We start from the raw sequence: 18,822 nt of genomic DNA, 5'->3' as shown, positions 1-18,822 counted from the left end.
AGTTTTCACTAAAAAGCACCAGAATTGAAACATAGTTTCACAATCTGCTAAAAGGCTATTATATTAATTTAAACATCCACCTGCTGCGGAGGCTCCTAACCACACTCCTCCAATAGCAGCACCGAGAGCCCATCCTACTGGACCGCTAACACCTGCAAGTGTCATAAGTCCTGTAAATGCTGTTGTATGTGCTGTGGCTGCAAGAGCAGCTGCTCCACATCCACTAATTCTTGCCATTACAACAGTTGTATTTGCTTGATTTAGAATATCATCCTTCAGCTTTTTACCTTCTGGACTAGCGATAACTTGATTTAGTTTTTCCATTGTTTGAACCAATTCATTAAAATAATCATCACCGATTCGTGCTTTTAATTCTTGCTCTCTTTCAATGAAAACTGTTTCGCTAATTTCATCTAGTTTTAAATATTCAGTAACTATATAACTTACTTCGTCTAATGTTAAATTTGCAGCTACTGCAGTATTGTGTGGCAAAATTATTATACTAAACATTAATAGTAAAGTAGTTAATATAAAAGATAGTTTTTTCTTCAACATTAAAATCTCCCCTATTCATGAAATAATTTTACTCAAATTAATACTCACTACAAAATGAACGGACTATAAATATGAAACTTTATAAACACCCTTTAATATTTACTGTATTTTTTTCTTTTCAGACAATAAAGACATACATAGATTGATAATAAAACCGATGATCATTAATACTTGTAGTAATGGCCATGTAATTCTTGCTTGGACTAAGCTTATTATGAAAAATACAATGACAACACTAACTAATGTAATCAATAGATTTTTCATTTTCATTGTCTTTACCCCTTTGTATTAATAGTGGATGTTTGAATATCAAATTCGTATAATTTTGCACCACACCTACATACATCAACTATTCAAACATGTGCTACCAATTTCTTAGTGACATTATAAAAAAATAACTAAAAATTTTCAATATAAAAATAAATGAAATTACACTGTTTTTTCTTCCTATTAATCAGTCTAAAAAGGAAGTTACTTTTTTGATTAATAATATGTTTACCTTGGAAACATTAAGTATGCGAGAGGGGAGCCTGTTGTTGAAAAGATTTTATTTGTTATCACAATTATCGACTGTCATCTAGAACGCATAACGCTAGTTTAGCATTAAAAAGGAGATACAAAGTTAAATGTACAGTCAATAAGAGAATGGGGTACGGCTGAGATAGCAATATCAGTTGTATTGCTATACATTGTAGTGTTGGATTTTTGGAGAAAGGTAGGCAGTCAGTGTAATCAACTATAATAATGAAAAACAAGACGCAATGCTTAGTGATTGCGTCTTTGCTGTGGATTTGTCACAAATGATGTTAGAAACAGTGTAGTTTATTGTTGACGATTTTTGCGTTTGTATAGAAGGAAAAGTCCGATAAACCAAATAGGAGTTAGTAAAAGAGCCGTTCTTGTTTCTTCGGAAATCAACATAACAACTAATAAAAACGCGAAGAATGCAAGTATTAAATAGTTCACAAACGGTGTTAATGGTGCTTTGAAAATCGATGCTTCATGTAAGGCACGATTTTTACGTTTATAAATGATATGAGAGATTAAAATAATACTCCATACCCAAATAAAACAGATTGCACTAATAGTTGTCACGACGCTAAAGGCGTTTTCAGGCATTAGCTTACTAAGTAATGCCCCCACTGATACAACGATTGCAGAGATGATAAGTGCATTACTTGGTACACTGTTTTTATTTAGCTTTGCAAATGAAGCAGATGCTTGTTTATTGCGACCAAGATTATACAACATACGACTTGTCGAAAATAAACCACTATTGCCTGCTGATGCGGCAGATGTCAGTACTACAAAATTAATAATACCAGCTGCAATAGGTATGCCAGCTAATGTAAATACTTGTACGAAGGGACTGCTTGTTCTAGACATTTCATACCAAGGGTTGATGCATAAAATGATTACTAATGCCCCAACATAAAATAATAAAATTCGAAGTGGAATTTTGTTAATCGCAGAGGGGATATTTTTTTTTGGATCTGCGGTTTCTGCAGCAGAAACACCGACTAATTCAACCCCAACAAAAGCGAAGACAACCATTTGGAATGCCATCAGGAAACCGTATATGCCATTGGGAAAGAGCCCACCATGTGCCCAAAGGTTTTCCACTGATACTGTTCCAGAGCTTGTTTGGAATCCAGTGAATAGCATGAATAATCCGATAATTATAAGTGCAACGATTGTTACAACTTTAATGAGAGCAAACCAAAATTCGAGTTCCCCAAATAGTTTTACAGTCAATAAGTTTAAAAATAATAAAAGTACTAGACAGCCAATTGCAGGTACCCATTGTGGGATATTAAACCAATATTGTGTGTAGACACCGACGGCAATAATATCAGCCATTGCGGTCATAACCCAGCAAAACCAATAGGTCCAGCCAGTGACGTAACCTGCCCAAGAGCCAATGTACTCTGTAGCGAAATCTGTGAATGAAGTATAGCCAGCGTTCGATAATAATAGTTCCCCGAGCGCCCGCATAACGAAAAATAAGGCGGTTCCGACAATAAGATAAGCCAATATAATAGAAGGTCCTGCTAAAGCAATTGCTTTACCTGCTCCTAAAAATAAACCGGTACCAATAGTTCCACCAATCGCAATAAGTTGCACATGGCGATTTTTTAAATCACGTTTTAATTGTTGCTGTTCCACGTTCATTCCCCCATAAGATGCGTAGAAGCTGTGACTGGAAAATAAAAAGAGACTAGTAGCGACACTAGTCTCGTAAACGTCAGAATAACAATTACCATGTTCGAAAGTTTGGTTAGTTAAAAATAAATTTAACATTCGTATGGTATAGCTTTCGTGATGAAAGTTTATATTACTCCTCTGTCCTTTTGCCTGAGATAGTGAACCCTTCGGCGACGCAAATTGCGCTCTCTCCAGAAATGCTCCTGCTATAGTTTGATCCATAGCATTCATAGCTTTAATCTATACATTATTTTAAGATATTATTTATCCTATCAATGCCTAGCAAATAATTCAAGGGTAAATTTCAGTTGTTTACAGCAAAAAAAGAAGAATTCGGTCCATGCTGATATATTTATTACGAAAAATAGTTATTTTAGACATATTGTTTTTCTTTCAATGGGAGATGGCTTACAACAAAGTAGGAGAGTAGAATTAGAACAAATATGGAGGCTGTGGAAAATTCACTTTTACGACAAAAAGAGTTATTTGATAAACGGCCTCGACAATACTTCGGAGCATTTTGACATTTTACTGTCCACTGTATGAGGAAGAATAAGTTAAATTCAAACGAAATGGTTAGTCGTTAGACAACTACTATTATATAGAAGAAACTCTGAATTTTAGCAAAAAGAATCCATTACCAAAGCAGTTGGAATGGATTCTTTTGCGCGAAAATAAGCATTGGTGTCGATTTTTCGAAATACATGCTTTACTGTGAAAAGTACTATTTGAAATAGTCGCTTTTGCCTTATTAAGTTCGCTTTAATTGTTATTTTTTTGTTTTAATTTTACCAGTCCAATTACGGAATCCGCCATCAAGCTGATAGATTTGATTGTAACCACGTTTTTTTAGGTAAAGAGCAGCACGCGCGCTACGGCCTGTATTTTGACAGTATAAGTATACTGGTAAATCTGGGCGGATTTCTTTATGACGTTGACGTAATGCTGTAGAAGGAACGTTACGAGCTCCAAGAATATGACCTGCATCAAATTCTTTTTGTTCACGCACATCGATTAACTGTGCTTTACGGTAGCCTTCAATAAATTGTTCTTGTGTTAAGTTGGTTACGGCTTTTTTTAGACGCATTGCATTAATACCGATATATGCAATTAGAACTACTAAAATAACGCCAATTGTGATAAGTATATCCAATTTCTTCTTACCCCTTTCTATCTTCTTTATTATTATAAAAGATGCGCTAGCGATAGTCCAATGAGTTTGATAAAATTAACTAGATTGTGGCTAGAAATGATCTATAAATGTAGGAGATGACGTAATGACAACTTGGTATTTTCTAAATTCAGGAAAATGTAGTCCTTCTTTTAATATGGCACTAGATGAGGCATTGCTTGATTGGCATAGTGAGGGTTTAATTCCTCCAGTTATTCGATTTTATGAGTGGGAGCCAGCAACTTTGTCGATTGGTTATTTTCAACAAGCGAAAAGAGATATTAATTTAGAAGCATTACGTGAACAAGGAATAGGTTTTGTTCGTCGACCAACAGGCGGTCGAGCAGTATTACATGAACATGAATTGACATATAGCGTGATTGTTACTGAAAGCTATCCAAATATGCCTGAATCAGTGACTGAAGCGTATCGCGTATTAAGTGAAGGTATATTACAAGGCTTTCATAATTTAGGGATGGATGCTTATTTTAGCGTACCTGACACGGAAGAAAAAAAGGCAGATTTGAAACAGCCAAAAAGTGCCGTATGCTTTGATGCACCAAGTTGGTATGAGCTTGTTGTAGAAGGCAAAAAAATAGCAGGTAGTGCACAAACACGTCAGAAAGGTGTTATTTTACAGCATGGTGCGATTTTACTTGATCTAGATGAAGAGAAATTATTATCTGTATTTAATTTTTCTAGTGATGAGGCAAAAGAGCGTATGCGCAAAAAACTACCAGAGAAGGCAGTTGCTATTAATAGTCTTGTTAATGATCCTGTTTCTATCGAACAATGTGTAACTGCATTTCGAGATGGCTTTGCAAAATCGTTGCAAATTGAATTAAAACCATTTACACTTTCTGAGGAGCAATTAAAATATGTGCGCGATTTAGAAGAAAAAAAATACGCACATGATGATTGGAACTTTAAAAAGTAAAATATGGTATAAGAAAAATATTTTTTCATCGTTTAAACCTTGTAATGGCAAGCAGTAACCAATCTACTTGAAATTGCAAGAGTTGAATTAAAAATCTATATATAGTATCTTTTTAAAAGAAACATACACAATATGTAGTGTTTACCGACACATGATATTGTGTATTTATTATTGTAAGGCTTAAAATAAGGGAGGCAAAACGATGGTACTCACAAATCATCAACCCGATGTAAACAAACAAATTGAACAGTTAAACAAAGATATTGAGCAATTCCCACAGGTTCACCCTGTTACGCCCGATATGCACATAACGCATAAAGGTGTATCAAGACTTGTGATGATCGATCGCTACTCGTTTAAGGATACGGAAAAGAAAACGCTAAAAGCTGGTGATTTCGTCGTATTAACAGTTAAGGCAGATCCAAAATTCCCTGCACGTGGTTTAGGAACAATACAACATATCGATATGTCTACAAAAACAGCAGACATTTTGATTGAGGAAGATTACCGTAGCGCATTAGATGATCCAAAAGAGCAAGAAACAGGTGTGATTACACGTTCAATTGACGTGCTAGAAAAGCCTCTTGAAATATTTTATGAACAAATCGCAAAACGAAATGCAACAGGGCTTGCTTCAGTTGAAAAAACAGCTGAAAAACGCCAAGAGTGGTTTGAGAAATTTTATAAACAGCTTGTATCATTGAAATTTGTACCAGCTGGCCGTGTCATTTATGGAGCAGGTTCTGAAACAGATGTAACCTTCTTTAACTGCTATGTAATGCCGTTTGTTGCGGATTCACGTGAAGGTATTAGTGATCACCGTAAGCAAGTAATGGAAATTATGAGCCGCGGTGGTGGTGTAGGAACGAATGGTTCAACACTTCGTCCACGCAATACGTTAGCACGTGGTGTTAATGGTAAATCTTCAGGTTCGGTTTCATGGCTAGATGACATTGCAAAACTGACTCACCTTGTCGAGCAAGGTGGTTCGCGCAGAGGTATGTATAATTTGGGTGCTTCTGCGTAAACAAACCTCGTGAATTGCTGGGATCTCTTTGACTGAAATATTATCGCTTTAATCGAGGTGAGAAATATGGAAGTTTATGATGCGAAGCAACCCCAAACTTGTTTAATATGTGGATTTAAAATTAATCATAATAAACAAGGATGGTTTACGACTCATTTAAAAAATGAGCATAATTTAACATTAGACAATTATTTAATATCTCATTTTTATCCAAAAGAAATGGTAACTTGCCAATATGTTTTATGTAATAATGTAGTTAAACTAAGGCGAGGCGTTCCAAATAAATTTTGTAGTAGAAGCTGTCGAGGAAAAGGTGAACCCTTAACCTGTGTAATATGTGGAAAACTGTTTGATGAAAAACATCGGCAAACAAAAACTTGCAGTAAAGAGTGTGCGAGTAAACTAAGATCACAAAACACAGGCAAGTGGCATAAAAAAATGTCCTTAGACCAAAAGAAGATTCATTTTAAAAGGATTATTTCTAAAACAGCCAAAACGAGAAAGTTGAATGGAACCCCATCTTGGAATAGCGGCAAGACAGGGATATATAGCCAAGAAACTATAGAAAAAATTCGACAAGCTGCTTTGAAACAAATAGAGGGAGCGACATATAGAAAAACTAGCATTGAAAGAACGATTGAGTCTTTCCTGCTTGAAGAATCTATTCCTTATAAATATTCCTTTATACTTGATGGAGCCCAATTTGATTTTCACATAGTAGGGACAAATATTCTTATTGAGTGTGATGGGGATTTTTGGCATGGAAATCCCAAATTCTATTCAACCTTTTATTCAGTTCAAAAGCGGATAAAAGCTAGGGATATTGAAAAGAATCAAATTGCAGCAGCTAATGGTTTCAGATTACTCCGTTTCTGGGAAGATGACATAAAAAATGATTTTGAAAATGTTAAAAAGCGCATTATAAATGCACTGCTAGCTACAACGTAACTGGAAACGGTAAGCGTGAATGCTTAAAAATAGTAGTGGGATAAAGACAATCAGCAGCCAAGCCTCTATTAATGAGGAAGGTTCAACGACCATCGAAAACACGCTAGGATAGCGGAAGTGAGTAGAGTAGGAGTGAAGTCACTCCGAAGTGCGAGGACATCTAATCAGATGTAAGATATGGTCTCAACTTCTATGGTGACATAGAGAGCGGGTGTAACGAACCCGCGTAAGGAATCGGCACAAATGATTATGCTGGCAGATTGGCATCCTGATATCGTGGAATTTATTATTTCAAAAATGCAAAATCCGCGTATTCTACGATACCTAATGGAGAATACAGCAGATGAGACGATTATTCGTCTAGCAAAAGAAAAATTAAACTTTAAGCCACTTTCAATGCAAGAAGAAGCAATGTATCAAGGCATTGTTAATTATAAAGGTATCGAGGGATTAGGCGGATTCGACAATGGGATTATCCGTGAAGCAGAAAATAAATTACGTGACGGTGGTACGTACACAGTTCATAACTCTGAGTTTTTAACAGGTGCTAATATCTCTGTAACGTTAACAAAAGAATTTATGGAAGCTGTTGAAGCAGATGCTGACTTTGAGCTTCGTTTCCCAGCAGTTGAAGAATATTCAAAAGAAGAAATGGCTATATACAATAGTGAATGGCATAAAGTTGGAGACGTACGTGAATGGGAGAAGATGGGCTACAAAGTTCGAACATATCGTACGATTAAAGCAAAAGAGCTTTGGAATCTAATCAACGTATGTGCAACATACTCTGCAGAGCCAGGTATTTTCTTTATCGACAATGCCAACGATATGACAAACGCTAAAGCTTATGGTCAAAGCGTTGTTGCGACAAACCCATGTGGGGAACAACCACTTGCACCATATTCAGTTTGTAACTTAGCAGCTGTCAACTTAGCACAGTTTGCAAATAAAGAAAACCAGACAGTTGATTATGAAGCATTACGTGAAACGGTCCGTGTTGGTGTTCGTATGCAGGACAATGTAATCGATGCAACACCCTACTTCCTAGAAGAAAACCGTGTACAAGCTCTTGGTGAGCGCCGTGTTGGTTTAGGGGTAATGGGCTTAGCGGATTTACTTATTTATTGTGAAAAAGAATATGGCTCAGAAGCGGGCAATGAACTTGTAGATGAAATCTTTAAAACAATTGCAGAAACAGCCTATGAGGCTTCAACAGAGCTAGCAAAAGAACGTGGCAGCTTCCCGTTCTTAGTAGGAGCGACAGAGGAAGAAACAGCACGTTTACGCAAAGCATTTACGGAAACAGGCTTCATGCAAAAAATGCCTGCACACATTAAAGAACAAATTTTAGAAACAGGTATTCGTAATTCGCATCTACTAACTGTTGCGCCAACAGGTTCTACAGGAACAATGGTAGGCGTAGCAACGGGTCTAGAACCGTACTTCTCATTTACTTATTACCGTTCTGGCCGTTTAGGTAAATTTATTGAAGTAAAAGCGGAAATCGTTCAGGAATACTTAGACCGTCATCCAGAAGCTACAGAAGATAAACTGCCTGAATGGTTTGTGACTGCAATGGAATTAAAACCAGAAGCGCATGCAGATGTGCAATGTATCATTCAAAAATGGATTGACTCGTCGATCTCGAAAACGGTGAATGCACCAAAAGGCTATACAGTTGAACAAGTAGAAAAAGTATACGAGCGCCTATATAAAGGTGGCGCTAAAGGTGGTACGGTCTATGTTGATGGTAGCCGTGATTCACAAGTTCTTACACTAAAAGCAGAAGAAAATGATATGGATCAGTTATCATTTGAAGAAGAATTAGTAGAAGAGCACACAAAACGTCCAGTCGTATTAGTTGATACGATTCAAGCGCTTGAATCTACAACTGTTATTGGCTCGGATGTAGGGAACACATGCCCAGTATGTCGTAAAGGAACAGTCGAAGAAATGGGTGGCTGTAACACATGTACAAACTGTGGTGCACAATTAAAATGTGGTTTGTAAATTGAATTGATATAAAGTTGATATAAATCATCTCACCTCTAAAGATTATTAGAGGTAAGATGATTTTTTTGTTGGCTATTAATGTTACTATTAGTGTTAATATTATGAATAATTTACCTTAAACTAGCAAACTAGGTTTCTTCAAAATAATGGGGGGAGAAAGTAATGAAGCGTTCGTCGTGTAATGTAACTAAGGTGGTAGGTATTGTATTAGCTATTTTTTCGATTTTTTATGTTCGAAAGTGTTTGGCTGGGAAAGCTCTCTTTATTTCTAGTGGGATAAAAGTAGATTACCCTTTGATTAATTTGGAAAATAGTGAAGTCACTGCTTATGTTACCTATAAAGGAAAGACATATATGCGTATACAATATAATGTTTTAACCGAAGAAACAAAAGTAAATGGGAGTATCGAAACATTAAAATTAAATCGTTTGTTAAAAAATAAGATTACATTAAATGATGCTGAGTTTATAGAAATGGTTCAAAGTTCAGCACGATTTTTTATTGAAAATGAAATCACTAATCCTGACGATTATTACGGTCAAAATTAAGGGATTTATTAAACAAACGGGGAGTTTTAGTTCAATATGCGACTATTTTTCACCAATGCCAATCAAAAAACTACATCCATTTGGATGCAGTTTTATTTTTTTCTAATCAGCGTATCCCCAAGAGGGATTCCTATAACAACAACCAAAACCGTTAGAATTAACAGGCCTCTAAAAATATAATACGCAACTTGGTCGAACATCTTAACTCTCCTCCTTTACTTAATAATTCCTACCTATATTTTTAAATTACCCAATTGTTGAAGAGCCAAACTAATGATAAAGCATAAAATCATCGGTGCTTTATTAGTTTAGTTTACTTCATTACAACATATGTATGCAGTCGTTACTTTTTATTTTATGATCTTCAACAATTGGCAAAGCATCGCGGTTCTTCTTGAACGAACGGGCAGAAAAGTGGAAGATAAAATGTTATAGTATCAACTATTAGTATCAGGTGGTAAAATTATAATTAGGAATTTAATTATATTGTTATGGGAGGAATAATAATGTTAGATACTCAAAAAATTAAAGAAATAATTAAACATCGGTATCCATTTCTTTTAGTGGATAAGATTTTGGAATTGGAAGAGGGAAAACGTGCAGTTGGCATTAAAAACGTAACTGTTAATGAGAAATTTTTTAACGGGCACTTCCCTCATTACCCAGTTATGCCGGGAGTTTTAATTGTAGAGGCATTAGCTCAGGTGAGCGCTGTTGTGATGCTAACGAAAGAAGGAAATCAAGGACGATTAGGGCTATTAGCAGGAATAGATAATTGTCGTTTTAAACGGCAAGTAAAGCCTGGAGACCAACTCCGTCTTGAGGTTGAAATCACTCGATTAAAAGGTCCTATCGGAAAAGGAAAAGGTATCGCTACAGTGGACGGAGAGTTAGCTTGTGAAGTAGAAATACTATTTGCTTTTGGTGATTGAAAGTAAATAGTAAAATGTCGTTCAGAATCTACGTAAACTTTTACAAAAGAATAATGATAAACATTTAGCCTGTATCTATGATTACTTGGTAATCTCAGATATAGGTTTTTTATGTCAGTTATACTTATAGTGATGTTTGCTAAGAAGAAGAAAATCCTTGTTAACATAAATATTTTTGGAAATTGAACCTATTTCATTTTGCGAATCGTCTAATAGCAGAATTTGAAGTCGGTTGAAAGGGAGGGTAGAAGATTGGATAGAGAAGAAAAAGATTTCTTATTAGAAAAAATAATGATTGATTATGGGAATGAGTTGGTACGATTGGCATTTTCTTATGTGAAAGATTCGGAGACTGCTAAGGATTTGGTACAAAATACGTTTATTAAATGCTATAAAAACCTTGAATTGTTTCGCTTTGAAGCACAAATAAAAACATGGCTCTATCGGATAACAATTAACGAATGTAAAGATTATTTAAAAAGTTGGCATTACAAAATGGTGCAAGTAAAAAGTCTAATACATGAAACAGCAAAGTCAATTTACCCATCAACAGAAAAGATAGTTATCGATAAATACAAAAATGAGGAAATAAAAGATACGATTTTTTCTCTTCCGAAAGTGTATCGAGAAGTCGTGTATTTATACTATTATGATTCATTAAAGGCGGATGAAATTGCTGATATTTTAGACATTCCAGTGAATACTGTGAAAACGAGATTAAGAAGAGCAAAACAAAGATTAGAGTTGATTATAAAGGAGGCCGAACTGAATGGAAGATAAACGATTAAGTGAAAAATTTCATAAGTCGTCTGAACAAGAGTTAAGATTTACGCAAGAAGATCGTCATGAAGTATTTGAACAAATTCGTAAATTAGAGAAGAACAATAATAAACAAAAGAATTCTCTTATGTTTTCCTCAAAAAAATTCGTGCCTCTTACAGTTTCTATGTTAGCGGTGTGCTTATGTCTATTTTTGTTTATTCCATTGAATTTTTCTGGAGACGTTAATAAAGAACTGAACAGAAGTGATGCAAGTGGAACAGTTGTTCAGGAAGATGAACTTTTAACTACGCTCATTACTGTAAAAGCGGAAGAAGAGGATAATAGGATACCTTTTAACCTTTTACTTACATATAGTAAAAATAAAAAGATGATGAAAGTTGTATCTATCCCAAGTGAAACTTATGCACCTATAGATAATAGTGATGGAACGACCATGTACGATAAATTGTTATTTGCTTATGCCTTCGGTTCAGGAGGAGCTGAAAATGTAAGGACAGCAGTTTCAAAACTATTTGATTTACCAATTGATTATTATGCCGTTATAGATTTAAAAACCTTTTCCACTATGGTTGATGCTGTGAATGGTATTGATTATGATTTGCAAGAAGATACACAAGTACGAGCTATCACGAGCGTGGGATTTGATTTCAAAAAAGGGACGAATCGTTTAAATGGGGAAGAGGTTGTGGCTTTAATGATGGCTGCTACAGACGGACGAAATTTAAATGAAGAAAACCTATTACACCTCATTCTTGCTGTTATTAATAAAACGGAAAGCGAAATGCCCCAAACACAATTAAAAGAACTTATGTCTCAAATTGAAACCAATCTACCACTCGATCAAATGTTAGAGAATAAAATAGACATGAATTCGATAAAATCGTTATCTTTAAGTGATGGAATTAGAGATGATATGAAAGATGGGAAATACTTCATTATGTTTGAGAATGATTATTTAAAATCTGTTTCAGAAGAGTTAACTACATTTAATTAATTTAAAATGCCTATCTGGCAAATTAGACGGATAGGTATTTTTTTTATGAACACCGCTTATCCATTAAAATGGACTACAGATCGAAAAGAGAGAGATTAAATTAGTGCATGAAGTAGGGATTTTACGATTTTGCTAGAATCATTAATAGAAAGGGGGAGAGAGTATGTTACGTTTACCAATCATTGTAGCACCAATGTTTTTAGTATCTAATCCAGCAATGGTCATTGAGGCTAGTCGAGCGGGCGCTATTGGCTCGTTTCCATTATTAAATGCAAGACCTGCGACAACGTGTGCCGAGTGGCTTCAAGAGATTAAAGAAGCATTACCAACAGAGCCGTGGGCTGTCAATTTCATTTGTCATCCTGTAGCAAATGCACGTTTTGAGGAAGATTTACAGTTAATTGAGGAATATGAACCGCCTATCGTTATTACATCGCTCGGTAACCCGAAGCGGGTCATTGACATTGTCCATAGCTATGGAGGTAAAGTGTATGCGGATGTAGCAAACGTTAAGCATGCGGAAAAATCAGCCGCAACGGGTGTAGACGGCTTGATTCTTGTTTGTGCTGGGGCAGGTGGACATGGTGGACAACTAAATCCATTTGGCTTTGTATCGGCCGTTAAAAAATTCTTTAATGGAACGATTATTTTATCGGGTTCCCTTTCAAGTGGGGCAGACGTCTTAGCAGCGCAAATTATTGGTGCAGACTATGCTTATTTAGGGACGCGTTTTATCGCTTGTCATGAAGGGAATGCACCTGAGGACTATAAAAAGATGGTCATCGACAGCAAAACGGATGATGTTTTATATACAGATGCGTTCAGTGGGGTTCATGTGAATGTGTTAATTCCCTCTTTATTAAAGGAAGGTATTGACCCGACGACCTTAAAGCCAAGAGAAGATATTGATTTAACGCACCTTGTGAATGTAAAAGCATGGCGTGATATTTGGTCAGCAGGGCATGGTGTCACAAATATTGAAAAACGCGAATCGGTCCTTGAAATTATCAAGACATTACATGAGGAATATGAAAGTGCAAAGCAGCAACTGAATGCTGTACAGTCTATATAGGGCAAGTATATTTTGAAAGAAAGTAAAACGCACAATGTGGTGATTAACCGCATTGTGCGTTTTTAAATTGAATAATTTTTAGTCGTGATTTAATGTAGCAGCAATTTCTGGCTGCTGTTCGACTTGAAGTAACATATTGAATGATGCAATCGCTACTTCTACTTGTTCGTCCAGAGGCTCTCTAGTTGTTAATAATTGTAGCCATAGACCCGGATAGCCTAAGTAGCGTAACAGAGGAATGTTACGGCATGCATTTGTTGCCTGTAATACTTCAAATGATACCCCTAGTACAACAGGAATTAATAATATACGGTCTACAATTCGTAACCATAGTGGATCTGTTGGCACGAAGAAATACAAAAACATACCAACGAACACAGTGAATAACATAAAACTACTCCCACATCGATAATGTAAACGCGATTGCGCTTGTACATTTTCTACAGTAATATCCAGACCAGCTTCATAGCAATTGATTACTTTATGCTCGGCACCGTGATATTGGAAAACGCGTTTAATAATCGGTGTTAAAGAAATAAAATATAAATAGGTAAGCAGTAAAAGGAGCTTAATGCCACTTTCAAGAAGGACTTGACCTACTTTACCATCTATCCATCTAGAGAAGAAATCTGCAATAAATACTGGGATTAAGGTAAAGGCGAATTTTCCAAATAAAAAGGAAAGGATTCCGACAACAGCTACTCCTAAAATCATTTGTAGCTTCGAGCCGCCTTCTTCTATATTCTCTGCTTCCTCGCCCGGTGTAACGTCATAACGATCTCCTGAAAATTGCATATGACGTGAACCTAAACCTGCTGATTCAATAAGGGCAATAACGCCACGAACGAATGGTATTTTTTTTAGCTTTTGCAGGATTGGTTTTTGTACCTTTTTAAAATGATAATAATCAATGGAATCATCGTTACGGCGAATGGCAGTAATCGTATGTTCCTTTCCTCCGAACATCACACCTTCTAATTGTGCTTGTCCCCCGTAAACAGGTGAATTGCTCAAGGCTAACACCACTCTCTTTATATATTTCAACTGTACCATTGTACTAAATTTAGCGAAAAACCTCTAGAGGTACGCATAGTAAATTTTCTATATGGTTACACTTATTGTGTAATTTTGTATTTTCAGAAAGATTGATTTGCTATTAAGCAGTGTCGTAAGACTTTGAGCCGTTGTGATAAGGATAATGCTGTAATGCTTGCATGCATAACGGTCAAAATAGGAGGGATAAATATGAAGGTAGGATTAATTACTGCAGTCGTTTATGCGATTGTTTTAGCATTTTGTTTAAAAGGACTTCATTATTTTCATTTAATTTCTTGGAATCCAATTGGCTTTTATAAAAAGTGGGACTTGTTCGAGGATAGTTCCAAACTATTTCATTGGAGTTTTCTAACATTAGCGCTATTTATAGTAGGGTTCTTTTTATTTATGACTTTGCGATATACGCATATTATACCGGCAGTGTTGACTTCTTTTTTAATAGGACTCATTGTAACGATTACATTAGAATGGTTCGTGTTGGATTTACCATTACAATCGACATCATTTAAAAAACTATCAATTCCTTTTATCGTTGTCGTTATTTGCCTACTCCGTTTTTTACTTGAAACAGCTAATTTTCATCAGAAAGAGCATACAGCACAAAAAGGAAATTAGTTGCTGTATGCAATTGGTATGATAAAATAAAAAGCAAGTACATAGAAAGAGGCGAATACTGCGTGAAGTTATTATGTTTGAATGGACCTAACTTAAATCGACTAGGGAAACGGGAGCCCCATATATATGGCCATGAAACACTAGAAGATGTAAAGAATAATGTTCAAAATCTCGCGGCTTCTCTTGGTGCTACAGTCGAGTTTCGTCAATCTAATCATGAGGGTGTCCTTGTTGATTGGGTACACGAAGCAGAAGATGACAAGTATGATGGTATTATCTTTAATCCAGGTGCATATACCCATACAAGCGTAGCATTACATGATGCAATTGCAGGAGTTGCTGTTCCAGTTATTGAAGTACATATTTCCAATATTCACAAACGTGAGGCTTTTCGCCATCATTCCTATCTTGCACCAGCCTGCCTTGGCCAAATTAGTGGTCTTGGTACGAAAGGCTATGAACTAGCACTACGCACTTTTATTGAGAGGGAGAAATAATTATGTTGAAATTACAAAAGCTTCGTAAAACACTTCAAGAACAAAACATCGATGGCATTTTAATTACAAATGGGTACAACCGTCGATATATGACAGGGTTTACAGGTACAGCAGGTGTGGCAATCGTGTCACAAAATGATGCTGTATTCATTACCGACTTCCGATATACAGAGCAAGCAGCTGCGCAAATTGAAGATTTCCGAATTGTACAGCACGAAGTAACGCTCCTAGAAGAAATTGCGACACAAGTTAAAGCAATGGGTATTAAATCATTGGGATTTGAGAAAGATACTGTAAGCTTTGGCACATATGAGTTATATAAAAGTGTGATTCAAGCTGATTTAGTGCCCGTTTCTGGATTAATTGAAAAAATTCGCTTGATTAAGACTGAACAAGAGATTAATATTATTAAGGTTGCGTGTGAAATAGCTGATCACGCATTTACACATATTTTAGACTTCATCAAGCCAGGTAAAACAGAGCTTGAAGTTTCGAATGAATTAGAGTTTTTCATGCGACAACAAGGAGCAACACAGTCCTCATTTGATACGATTGTAGCATCTGGTCTTCGCTCAGCTCTACCACATGGTGTTGCTACGAATAAAGTTATTGAAAAAGGCGACTTTGTCACACTAGATTTTGGAGCACTATACAATGGCTACATTTCGGATATAACACGAACAGTGGCAGTAGGTGAGCCATCTGAAAAATTAGTAGAAATGTATAATACAGTACTTGCATCACAACTTTTATCACTTGAAAAAGTTGGTCCTGGTTTAACGGGTATTCAGGCAGATGCAATTGCGCGTGACTATTTAACAGAAAAAGGCTATGGTGAGGCATTTGGGCATTCTTTAGGACATGGTATTGGTCTTGAAGTACATGAAGGCCCTGGCTTATCGAAGCGTTCTGAAACGGTATTAGAACCGGGTATGGCCGTTACGATTGAACCAGGTGTTTATGTGCCAGGAGTCGGTGGTGTTCGTATCGAAGACGATATTTTAATCACTGAGTCAGGTAATGAACTGCTAACACATTCGACTAAAGAACTCATCATCTTATAAACAATGGAGGAACACAAATGATTTCAGTAAACGATTTCCGTACAGGTCTAACAATTATTGTTGATGGCCAATTATATCGCGTGTTAGATTTCCAACACGTTAAACCAGGTAAAGGTGCTGCATTCGTACGTTCTAAATTACGTAACCTACGTAACGGTTCTGTGAATGAAAAAACATTCCGTGCTGGTGAAAAAGTAGAAAAAGCACAAATTGATAATCGTAAAATGCAATATTTATATGCTCAAGGTGATGAGCATGTATTTATGGATTTAGAATCATATGAGCAAACTGAACTAGCTTCAGCAGCTATTGAATATGAATTAAAATTCCTAAAAGAAAACATGGAAGTACACATCCAATCTTACCAAGGCGAAATGCTAGGTGTAGAATTACCAAACACTGTTGAATTAGAAGTAGCAGAAACAGAACCAGGTATTAAAGGTGATACAGCTTCAGGTGGTACAAAACCTGCAACACTTCAAACTGGACTTATCGTTCAAGTTCCATTCTTCGTTAACCAAGGTGATGTGTTAATTATCAACACTTCAGAAGCTTCATACGTATCACGCGCATAAGCAATGACGAAAAGAGGCTGTGACTCTTTGGGAATAGAAAAAATATAGCAGATAGTACTAGTTGATGGTAGCAAAGGCGGTGACTCCTGCGGGAATCCACGCAACGTAAGCGCAACAAACCGCGCAATTGCGAGGCATTCCACTTACGTGTGTGCCCGCAGAAAGCATCCGCCTTAGCGGACATCAACGGCATAACAGAAAAAGTGTTAGATTGATTGCAGTCAATCTAACACTTTTTCTCTTTTTCATACATATATCGCAAAGTACAAAAATATGTTAAAATTTTGCAGGTAGAATGGCGAAATAACGTTTACAATACAAGTAAGAGGTGAATGCAATGTTACAAAAATTAGAGATGCAATATCCAATAATTCAAGCACCAATGGCTGGAGTTACTACTCCAAAATTTGTTGCAGCTTGCGCGGAGATAGGTATTCTAGGATCAATTGGAGCGGGTTATTTAGATGGAGAGCAAACTAGAAGCTTTATAAAAGAAGTTAAAAAGCTTACTGACAAACCATTTTCGGTCAATTTATTTGTGCAAGAAGAGCCGCGTATTGATATAGATGTCCTCCAACAAGCGCGGATGGCGTTGCAGCCTTATTATGATGAGTTAGGATTATCGCCTGTACAAAGTGTGACGTCTAATGAAGTGTTTGAAGGGCAATTACAGGCAGTACTGGAAGAGCAGGTAGCCGTTTGCTCGTTCACATTTGGCATACCTTCTTCAGAGGTTATTCAACGTTTAAAGGCCAACGATGTTTATGTCATTGGCACAGCTACTACATTAGAAGAAGCTATTCTTATTGAACAATCAGGTATGGATGCAGTCGTATTACAAGGTGGCGAGGCAGGTGGTCATCGCGGATCTTTTATTGAACCACTGCAATTAATTGCTCGAGAAGATTTATTACAGCAAGTAGCGGGCAAAATTTCAATTCCAATCATTGCAGCAGGTGGAATTATTTCAAAAGAGGATGTGGATCGCGCTCTTTCTAGTGGTGCACAGGCGGTACAAATTGGTACAGCTTTGTTAGTAGCAGATGAGTGTGAAATATCACCGCTATACAAAAATGCTATATTACAGTCGAAGGCACAACAGACGACCATTACGTATGCTTTTACTGGCAAAGCGGCTCGTGGATTAGCTAATTACTTTACTGAACATATGAAGGACGCTGTCGTAGCTCCTTATCCATTACAACATTATTTAACGTCTACTATTCGTAAAGAAAGTACATTGCAAGGAAATGCACAATATTTATCGATGTGGATGGGTGAAAATAGTCATCTAGTGCAACCAGGCACAGTAAAAAGCATCATTGAAAAATTAGTCTAGGTGCCAGGCACTCAAACAATTCTGAATTGTTATGCCACTGTAAGTAGAGCTATCAGAGTAAAAATCCACGAAGACTCCTGCGGGAATAGCACCAGTTGTAAGACGCAACAAACCGCGCGCTAGCGAGGGTTGCGGCGTATACTGTGCCCGCGGAAAGCGAAGTGGATTTTTACGTTATAAGAGCCTGATATTAAATTGGGAATCTTGCTAAGTTTCATATGCAAGGTGCCAGGCACTCAAACAATTCACCATGCATTTTATAATTTACTAAGGAAAAATCCACGTAGACTCCTGCGGGAACAGCACCAGTTGTAAGACGCAACAAACCGCGCGACAGCGAGGGTTACGGCGTACACTGTGCCTACGGAAAGCGAAGTGGATCTTTACGTTATAAGAGCTTGATATTATATTGAGAATCTTGCTAAGTTTCATATGCAAGGTGCCAGGCACTCAAATAATGCTATATTAACTATTACCAACTTTTGTCGAT

Annotated in this window: 17 protein-coding genes, 2 pseudogenes and 1 riboswitch; of the genes and pseudogenes, 14 read left to right on the top strand and 5 right to left on the bottom strand. The window is 36.6% G+C overall.

Going from position 1 to position 18,822, the window contains the following annotated elements; translation table 11 throughout:
• Positions 1 to 63: 63 nt before the first annotated feature.
• From ACIP9G_RS03975 to ACIP9G_RS03960, 4 genes are all read right to left on the bottom strand, one after another.
• A complete protein-coding gene (locus ACIP9G_RS03975; protein ID WP_401017509.1) occupies positions 64 to 555 on the bottom strand; it encodes a hypothetical protein in 492 nt (163 codons plus the stop codon).
• A gap of 99 nt (positions 556 to 654) precedes the next feature.
• Entirely contained in the window at positions 655 to 825 is a 171-nt protein-coding gene (locus tag ACIP9G_RS03970) for a hypothetical protein (RefSeq protein WP_340823828.1), read from the bottom strand.
• Between the two features lie 552 nt (positions 826 to 1,377).
• A complete protein-coding gene (locus ACIP9G_RS03965; protein ID WP_401017508.1) occupies positions 1,378 to 2,721 on the bottom strand; it encodes an amino acid permease in 1,344 nt (447 codons plus the stop codon).
• A 167-nt stretch (positions 2,722 to 2,888) separates the two neighbouring features.
• A riboswitch (glycine riboswitch) is annotated at positions 2,889 to 2,965 on the bottom strand.
• A 564-nt stretch (positions 2,966 to 3,529) separates the two neighbouring features.
• Positions 3,530 to 3,913, bottom strand: a complete 384-nt coding sequence (locus ACIP9G_RS03960) for a rhodanese-like domain-containing protein (RefSeq protein ID WP_340823831.1) — start codon at positions 3,911 to 3,913, stop codon at positions 3,530 to 3,532.
• 124 nt (positions 3,914 to 4,037) lie between these two features.
• Here ACIP9G_RS03960 and ACIP9G_RS03955 point away from each other — a divergent pair, with 124 nt between their 5' ends.
• The 9 genes and pseudogenes from ACIP9G_RS03955 to ACIP9G_RS03915 all read left to right on the top strand — a co-directional run bounded on the left by ACIP9G_RS03955 (position 4,038) and on the right by ACIP9G_RS03915 (position 13,186).
• The gene (locus tag ACIP9G_RS03955) at positions 4,038 to 4,868 is read left to right on the top strand and encodes a lipoate--protein ligase family protein (protein ID WP_401017506.1); all 831 of its coding nucleotides are present in this window, start codon (positions 4,038 to 4,040) and stop codon (positions 4,866 to 4,868) included.
• A 202-nt stretch (positions 4,869 to 5,070) separates the two neighbouring features.
• Positions 5,071 to 5,868: pseudogene (locus ACIP9G_RS03950) on the top strand (ribonucleotide reductase N-terminal alpha domain-containing protein); the annotation flags it as partial.
• A gap of 93 nt (positions 5,869 to 5,961) precedes the next feature.
• Positions 5,962 to 6,843, top strand: a complete 882-nt coding sequence (locus tag ACIP9G_RS03945) for a DUF559 domain-containing protein (protein ID WP_401017504.1) — start codon at positions 5,962 to 5,964, stop codon at positions 6,841 to 6,843.
• 228 nt (positions 6,844 to 7,071) lie between these two features.
• Positions 7,072 to 8,853: pseudogene (locus ACIP9G_RS03940) on the top strand (vitamin B12-dependent ribonucleotide reductase); the annotation flags it as partial.
• A gap of 165 nt (positions 8,854 to 9,018) precedes the next feature.
• Positions 9,019 to 9,405, top strand: a complete 387-nt coding sequence (locus ACIP9G_RS03935; RefSeq protein ID WP_401017502.1) for a hypothetical protein — start codon at positions 9,019 to 9,021, stop codon at positions 9,403 to 9,405.
• Between the two features lie 506 nt (positions 9,406 to 9,911).
• Positions 9,912 to 10,337, top strand: a complete 426-nt coding sequence (gene fabZ / locus ACIP9G_RS03930) for a 3-hydroxyacyl-ACP dehydratase FabZ (protein ID WP_401017499.1) — start codon at positions 9,912 to 9,914, stop codon at positions 10,335 to 10,337.
• A gap of 252 nt (positions 10,338 to 10,589) precedes the next feature.
• Entirely contained in the window at positions 10,590 to 11,117 is a 528-nt protein-coding gene (locus ACIP9G_RS03925) for a sigma-70 family RNA polymerase sigma factor (RefSeq protein ID WP_401017497.1), read from the top strand.
• Positions 11,107 to 12,114: an LCP family protein gene (locus ACIP9G_RS03920; RefSeq protein ID WP_401017495.1), complete on the top strand. Its 1,008-nt coding sequence runs from the start codon at positions 11,107 to 11,109 to the stop codon at positions 12,112 to 12,114. Before ACIP9G_RS03925 ends, ACIP9G_RS03920 begins: the two co-directional genes overlap by 11 nt.
• 163 nt (positions 12,115 to 12,277) lie before the next feature.
• Complete coding sequence (locus ACIP9G_RS03915; RefSeq protein WP_401017493.1) at positions 12,278 to 13,186, top strand: NAD(P)H-dependent flavin oxidoreductase; 909 nt, start codon at positions 12,278 to 12,280, stop codon at positions 13,184 to 13,186.
• A gap of 78 nt (positions 13,187 to 13,264) precedes the next feature.
• On the opposite strand, the gene ACIP9G_RS03910 is transcribed toward ACIP9G_RS03915, so the two are convergent.
• Positions 13,265 to 14,239: a DUF1385 domain-containing protein gene (locus tag ACIP9G_RS03910; protein ID WP_340823843.1), complete on the bottom strand. Its 975-nt coding sequence runs from the start codon at positions 14,237 to 14,239 to the stop codon at positions 13,265 to 13,267.
• Positions 14,240 to 14,431: 192 nt separating this feature from the next.
• On the opposite strand from ACIP9G_RS03910, the gene ACIP9G_RS03905 reads away from it, so the two are divergent.
• From ACIP9G_RS03905 to ACIP9G_RS03885, 5 genes are all read left to right on the top strand, one after another.
• Positions 14,432 to 14,857 (top strand): hypothetical protein, encoded by a 426-nt coding sequence (locus ACIP9G_RS03905; protein ID WP_340823845.1) that lies wholly within the window; start codon positions 14,432 to 14,434, stop codon positions 14,855 to 14,857.
• Positions 14,858 to 14,919: 62 nt separating this feature from the next.
• The gene (gene aroQ / locus ACIP9G_RS03900) at positions 14,920 to 15,354 is read left to right on the top strand and encodes a type II 3-dehydroquinate dehydratase (protein WP_340823846.1); all 435 of its coding nucleotides are present in this window, start codon (positions 14,920 to 14,922) and stop codon (positions 15,352 to 15,354) included.
• Between the two features lie 2 nt (positions 15,355 to 15,356).
• Positions 15,357 to 16,418: a M24 family metallopeptidase gene (locus ACIP9G_RS03895; protein WP_401017490.1), complete on the top strand. Its 1,062-nt coding sequence runs from the start codon at positions 15,357 to 15,359 to the stop codon at positions 16,416 to 16,418.
• Between the two features lie 17 nt (positions 16,419 to 16,435).
• The gene (efp, locus tag ACIP9G_RS03890) at positions 16,436 to 16,993 is read left to right on the top strand and encodes an elongation factor P (protein WP_340823848.1); all 558 of its coding nucleotides are present in this window, start codon (positions 16,436 to 16,438) and stop codon (positions 16,991 to 16,993) included.
• Between the two features lie 337 nt (positions 16,994 to 17,330).
• Complete coding sequence (locus ACIP9G_RS03885; RefSeq protein ID WP_401017487.1) at positions 17,331 to 18,332, top strand: NAD(P)H-dependent flavin oxidoreductase; 1,002 nt, start codon at positions 17,331 to 17,333, stop codon at positions 18,330 to 18,332.
• Positions 18,333 to 18,822: the final 490 nt, after the last annotated feature.

Source organism: Lysinibacillus sp. NPDC093197 (genome assembly GCF_044754025.1).
Taxonomy (GTDB): Bacteria; Bacillota; Bacilli; order Bacillales_A; family Planococcaceae; genus Lysinibacillus.
The sequence above is the reverse complement of the archived record's forward strand: the minus strand, read 5'-3'. Positions and strand labels throughout refer to the sequence as shown.

What these genes read in the sequence shown, in the direction of transcription:
- ACIP9G_RS03975 (WP_401017509.1), bottom strand. Translation starts at nt 555, where the DNA reads ATGTTGAAGAAAAAACTATCTTTTATATTAACTACTTTACTATTAATG.
- ACIP9G_RS03970 (WP_340823828.1), bottom strand. Translation starts at nt 825, where the DNA reads ATGAAAATGAAAAATCTATTGATTACATTAGTTAGTGTTGTCATTGTA.
- ACIP9G_RS03955 (WP_401017506.1), top strand. Translation starts at nt 4,038, where the DNA reads ATGACAACTTGGTATTTTCTAAATTCAGGAAAATGTAGTCCTTCTTTT.
- ACIP9G_RS03945 (WP_401017504.1), top strand. Translation starts at nt 5,962, where the DNA reads ATGGAAGTTTATGATGCGAAGCAACCCCAAACTTGTTTAATATGTGGA.
- ACIP9G_RS03935 (WP_401017502.1), top strand. Translation starts at nt 9,019, where the DNA reads ATGAAGCGTTCGTCGTGTAATGTAACTAAGGTGGTAGGTATTGTATTA.
- fabZ (WP_401017499.1), top strand. Translation starts at nt 9,912, where the DNA reads ATGTTAGATACTCAAAAAATTAAAGAAATAATTAAACATCGGTATCCA.
- ACIP9G_RS03920 (WP_401017495.1), top strand. Translation starts at nt 11,107, where the DNA reads ATGGAAGATAAACGATTAAGTGAAAAATTTCATAAGTCGTCTGAACAA.
- ACIP9G_RS03915 (WP_401017493.1), top strand. Translation starts at nt 12,278, where the DNA reads ATGTTACGTTTACCAATCATTGTAGCACCAATGTTTTTAGTATCTAAT.
- ACIP9G_RS03910 (WP_340823843.1), bottom strand. Translation starts at nt 14,239, where the DNA reads ATGGTACAGTTGAAATATATAAAGAGAGTGGTGTTAGCCTTGAGCAAT.
- ACIP9G_RS03905 (WP_340823845.1), top strand. Translation starts at nt 14,432, where the DNA reads ATGAAGGTAGGATTAATTACTGCAGTCGTTTATGCGATTGTTTTAGCA.
- ACIP9G_RS03895 (WP_401017490.1), top strand. Translation starts at nt 15,357, where the DNA reads ATGTTGAAATTACAAAAGCTTCGTAAAACACTTCAAGAACAAAACATC.
- efp (WP_340823848.1), top strand. Translation starts at nt 16,436, where the DNA reads ATGATTTCAGTAAACGATTTCCGTACAGGTCTAACAATTATTGTTGAT.
- ACIP9G_RS03885 (WP_401017487.1), top strand. Translation starts at nt 17,331, where the DNA reads ATGTTACAAAAATTAGAGATGCAATATCCAATAATTCAAGCACCAATG.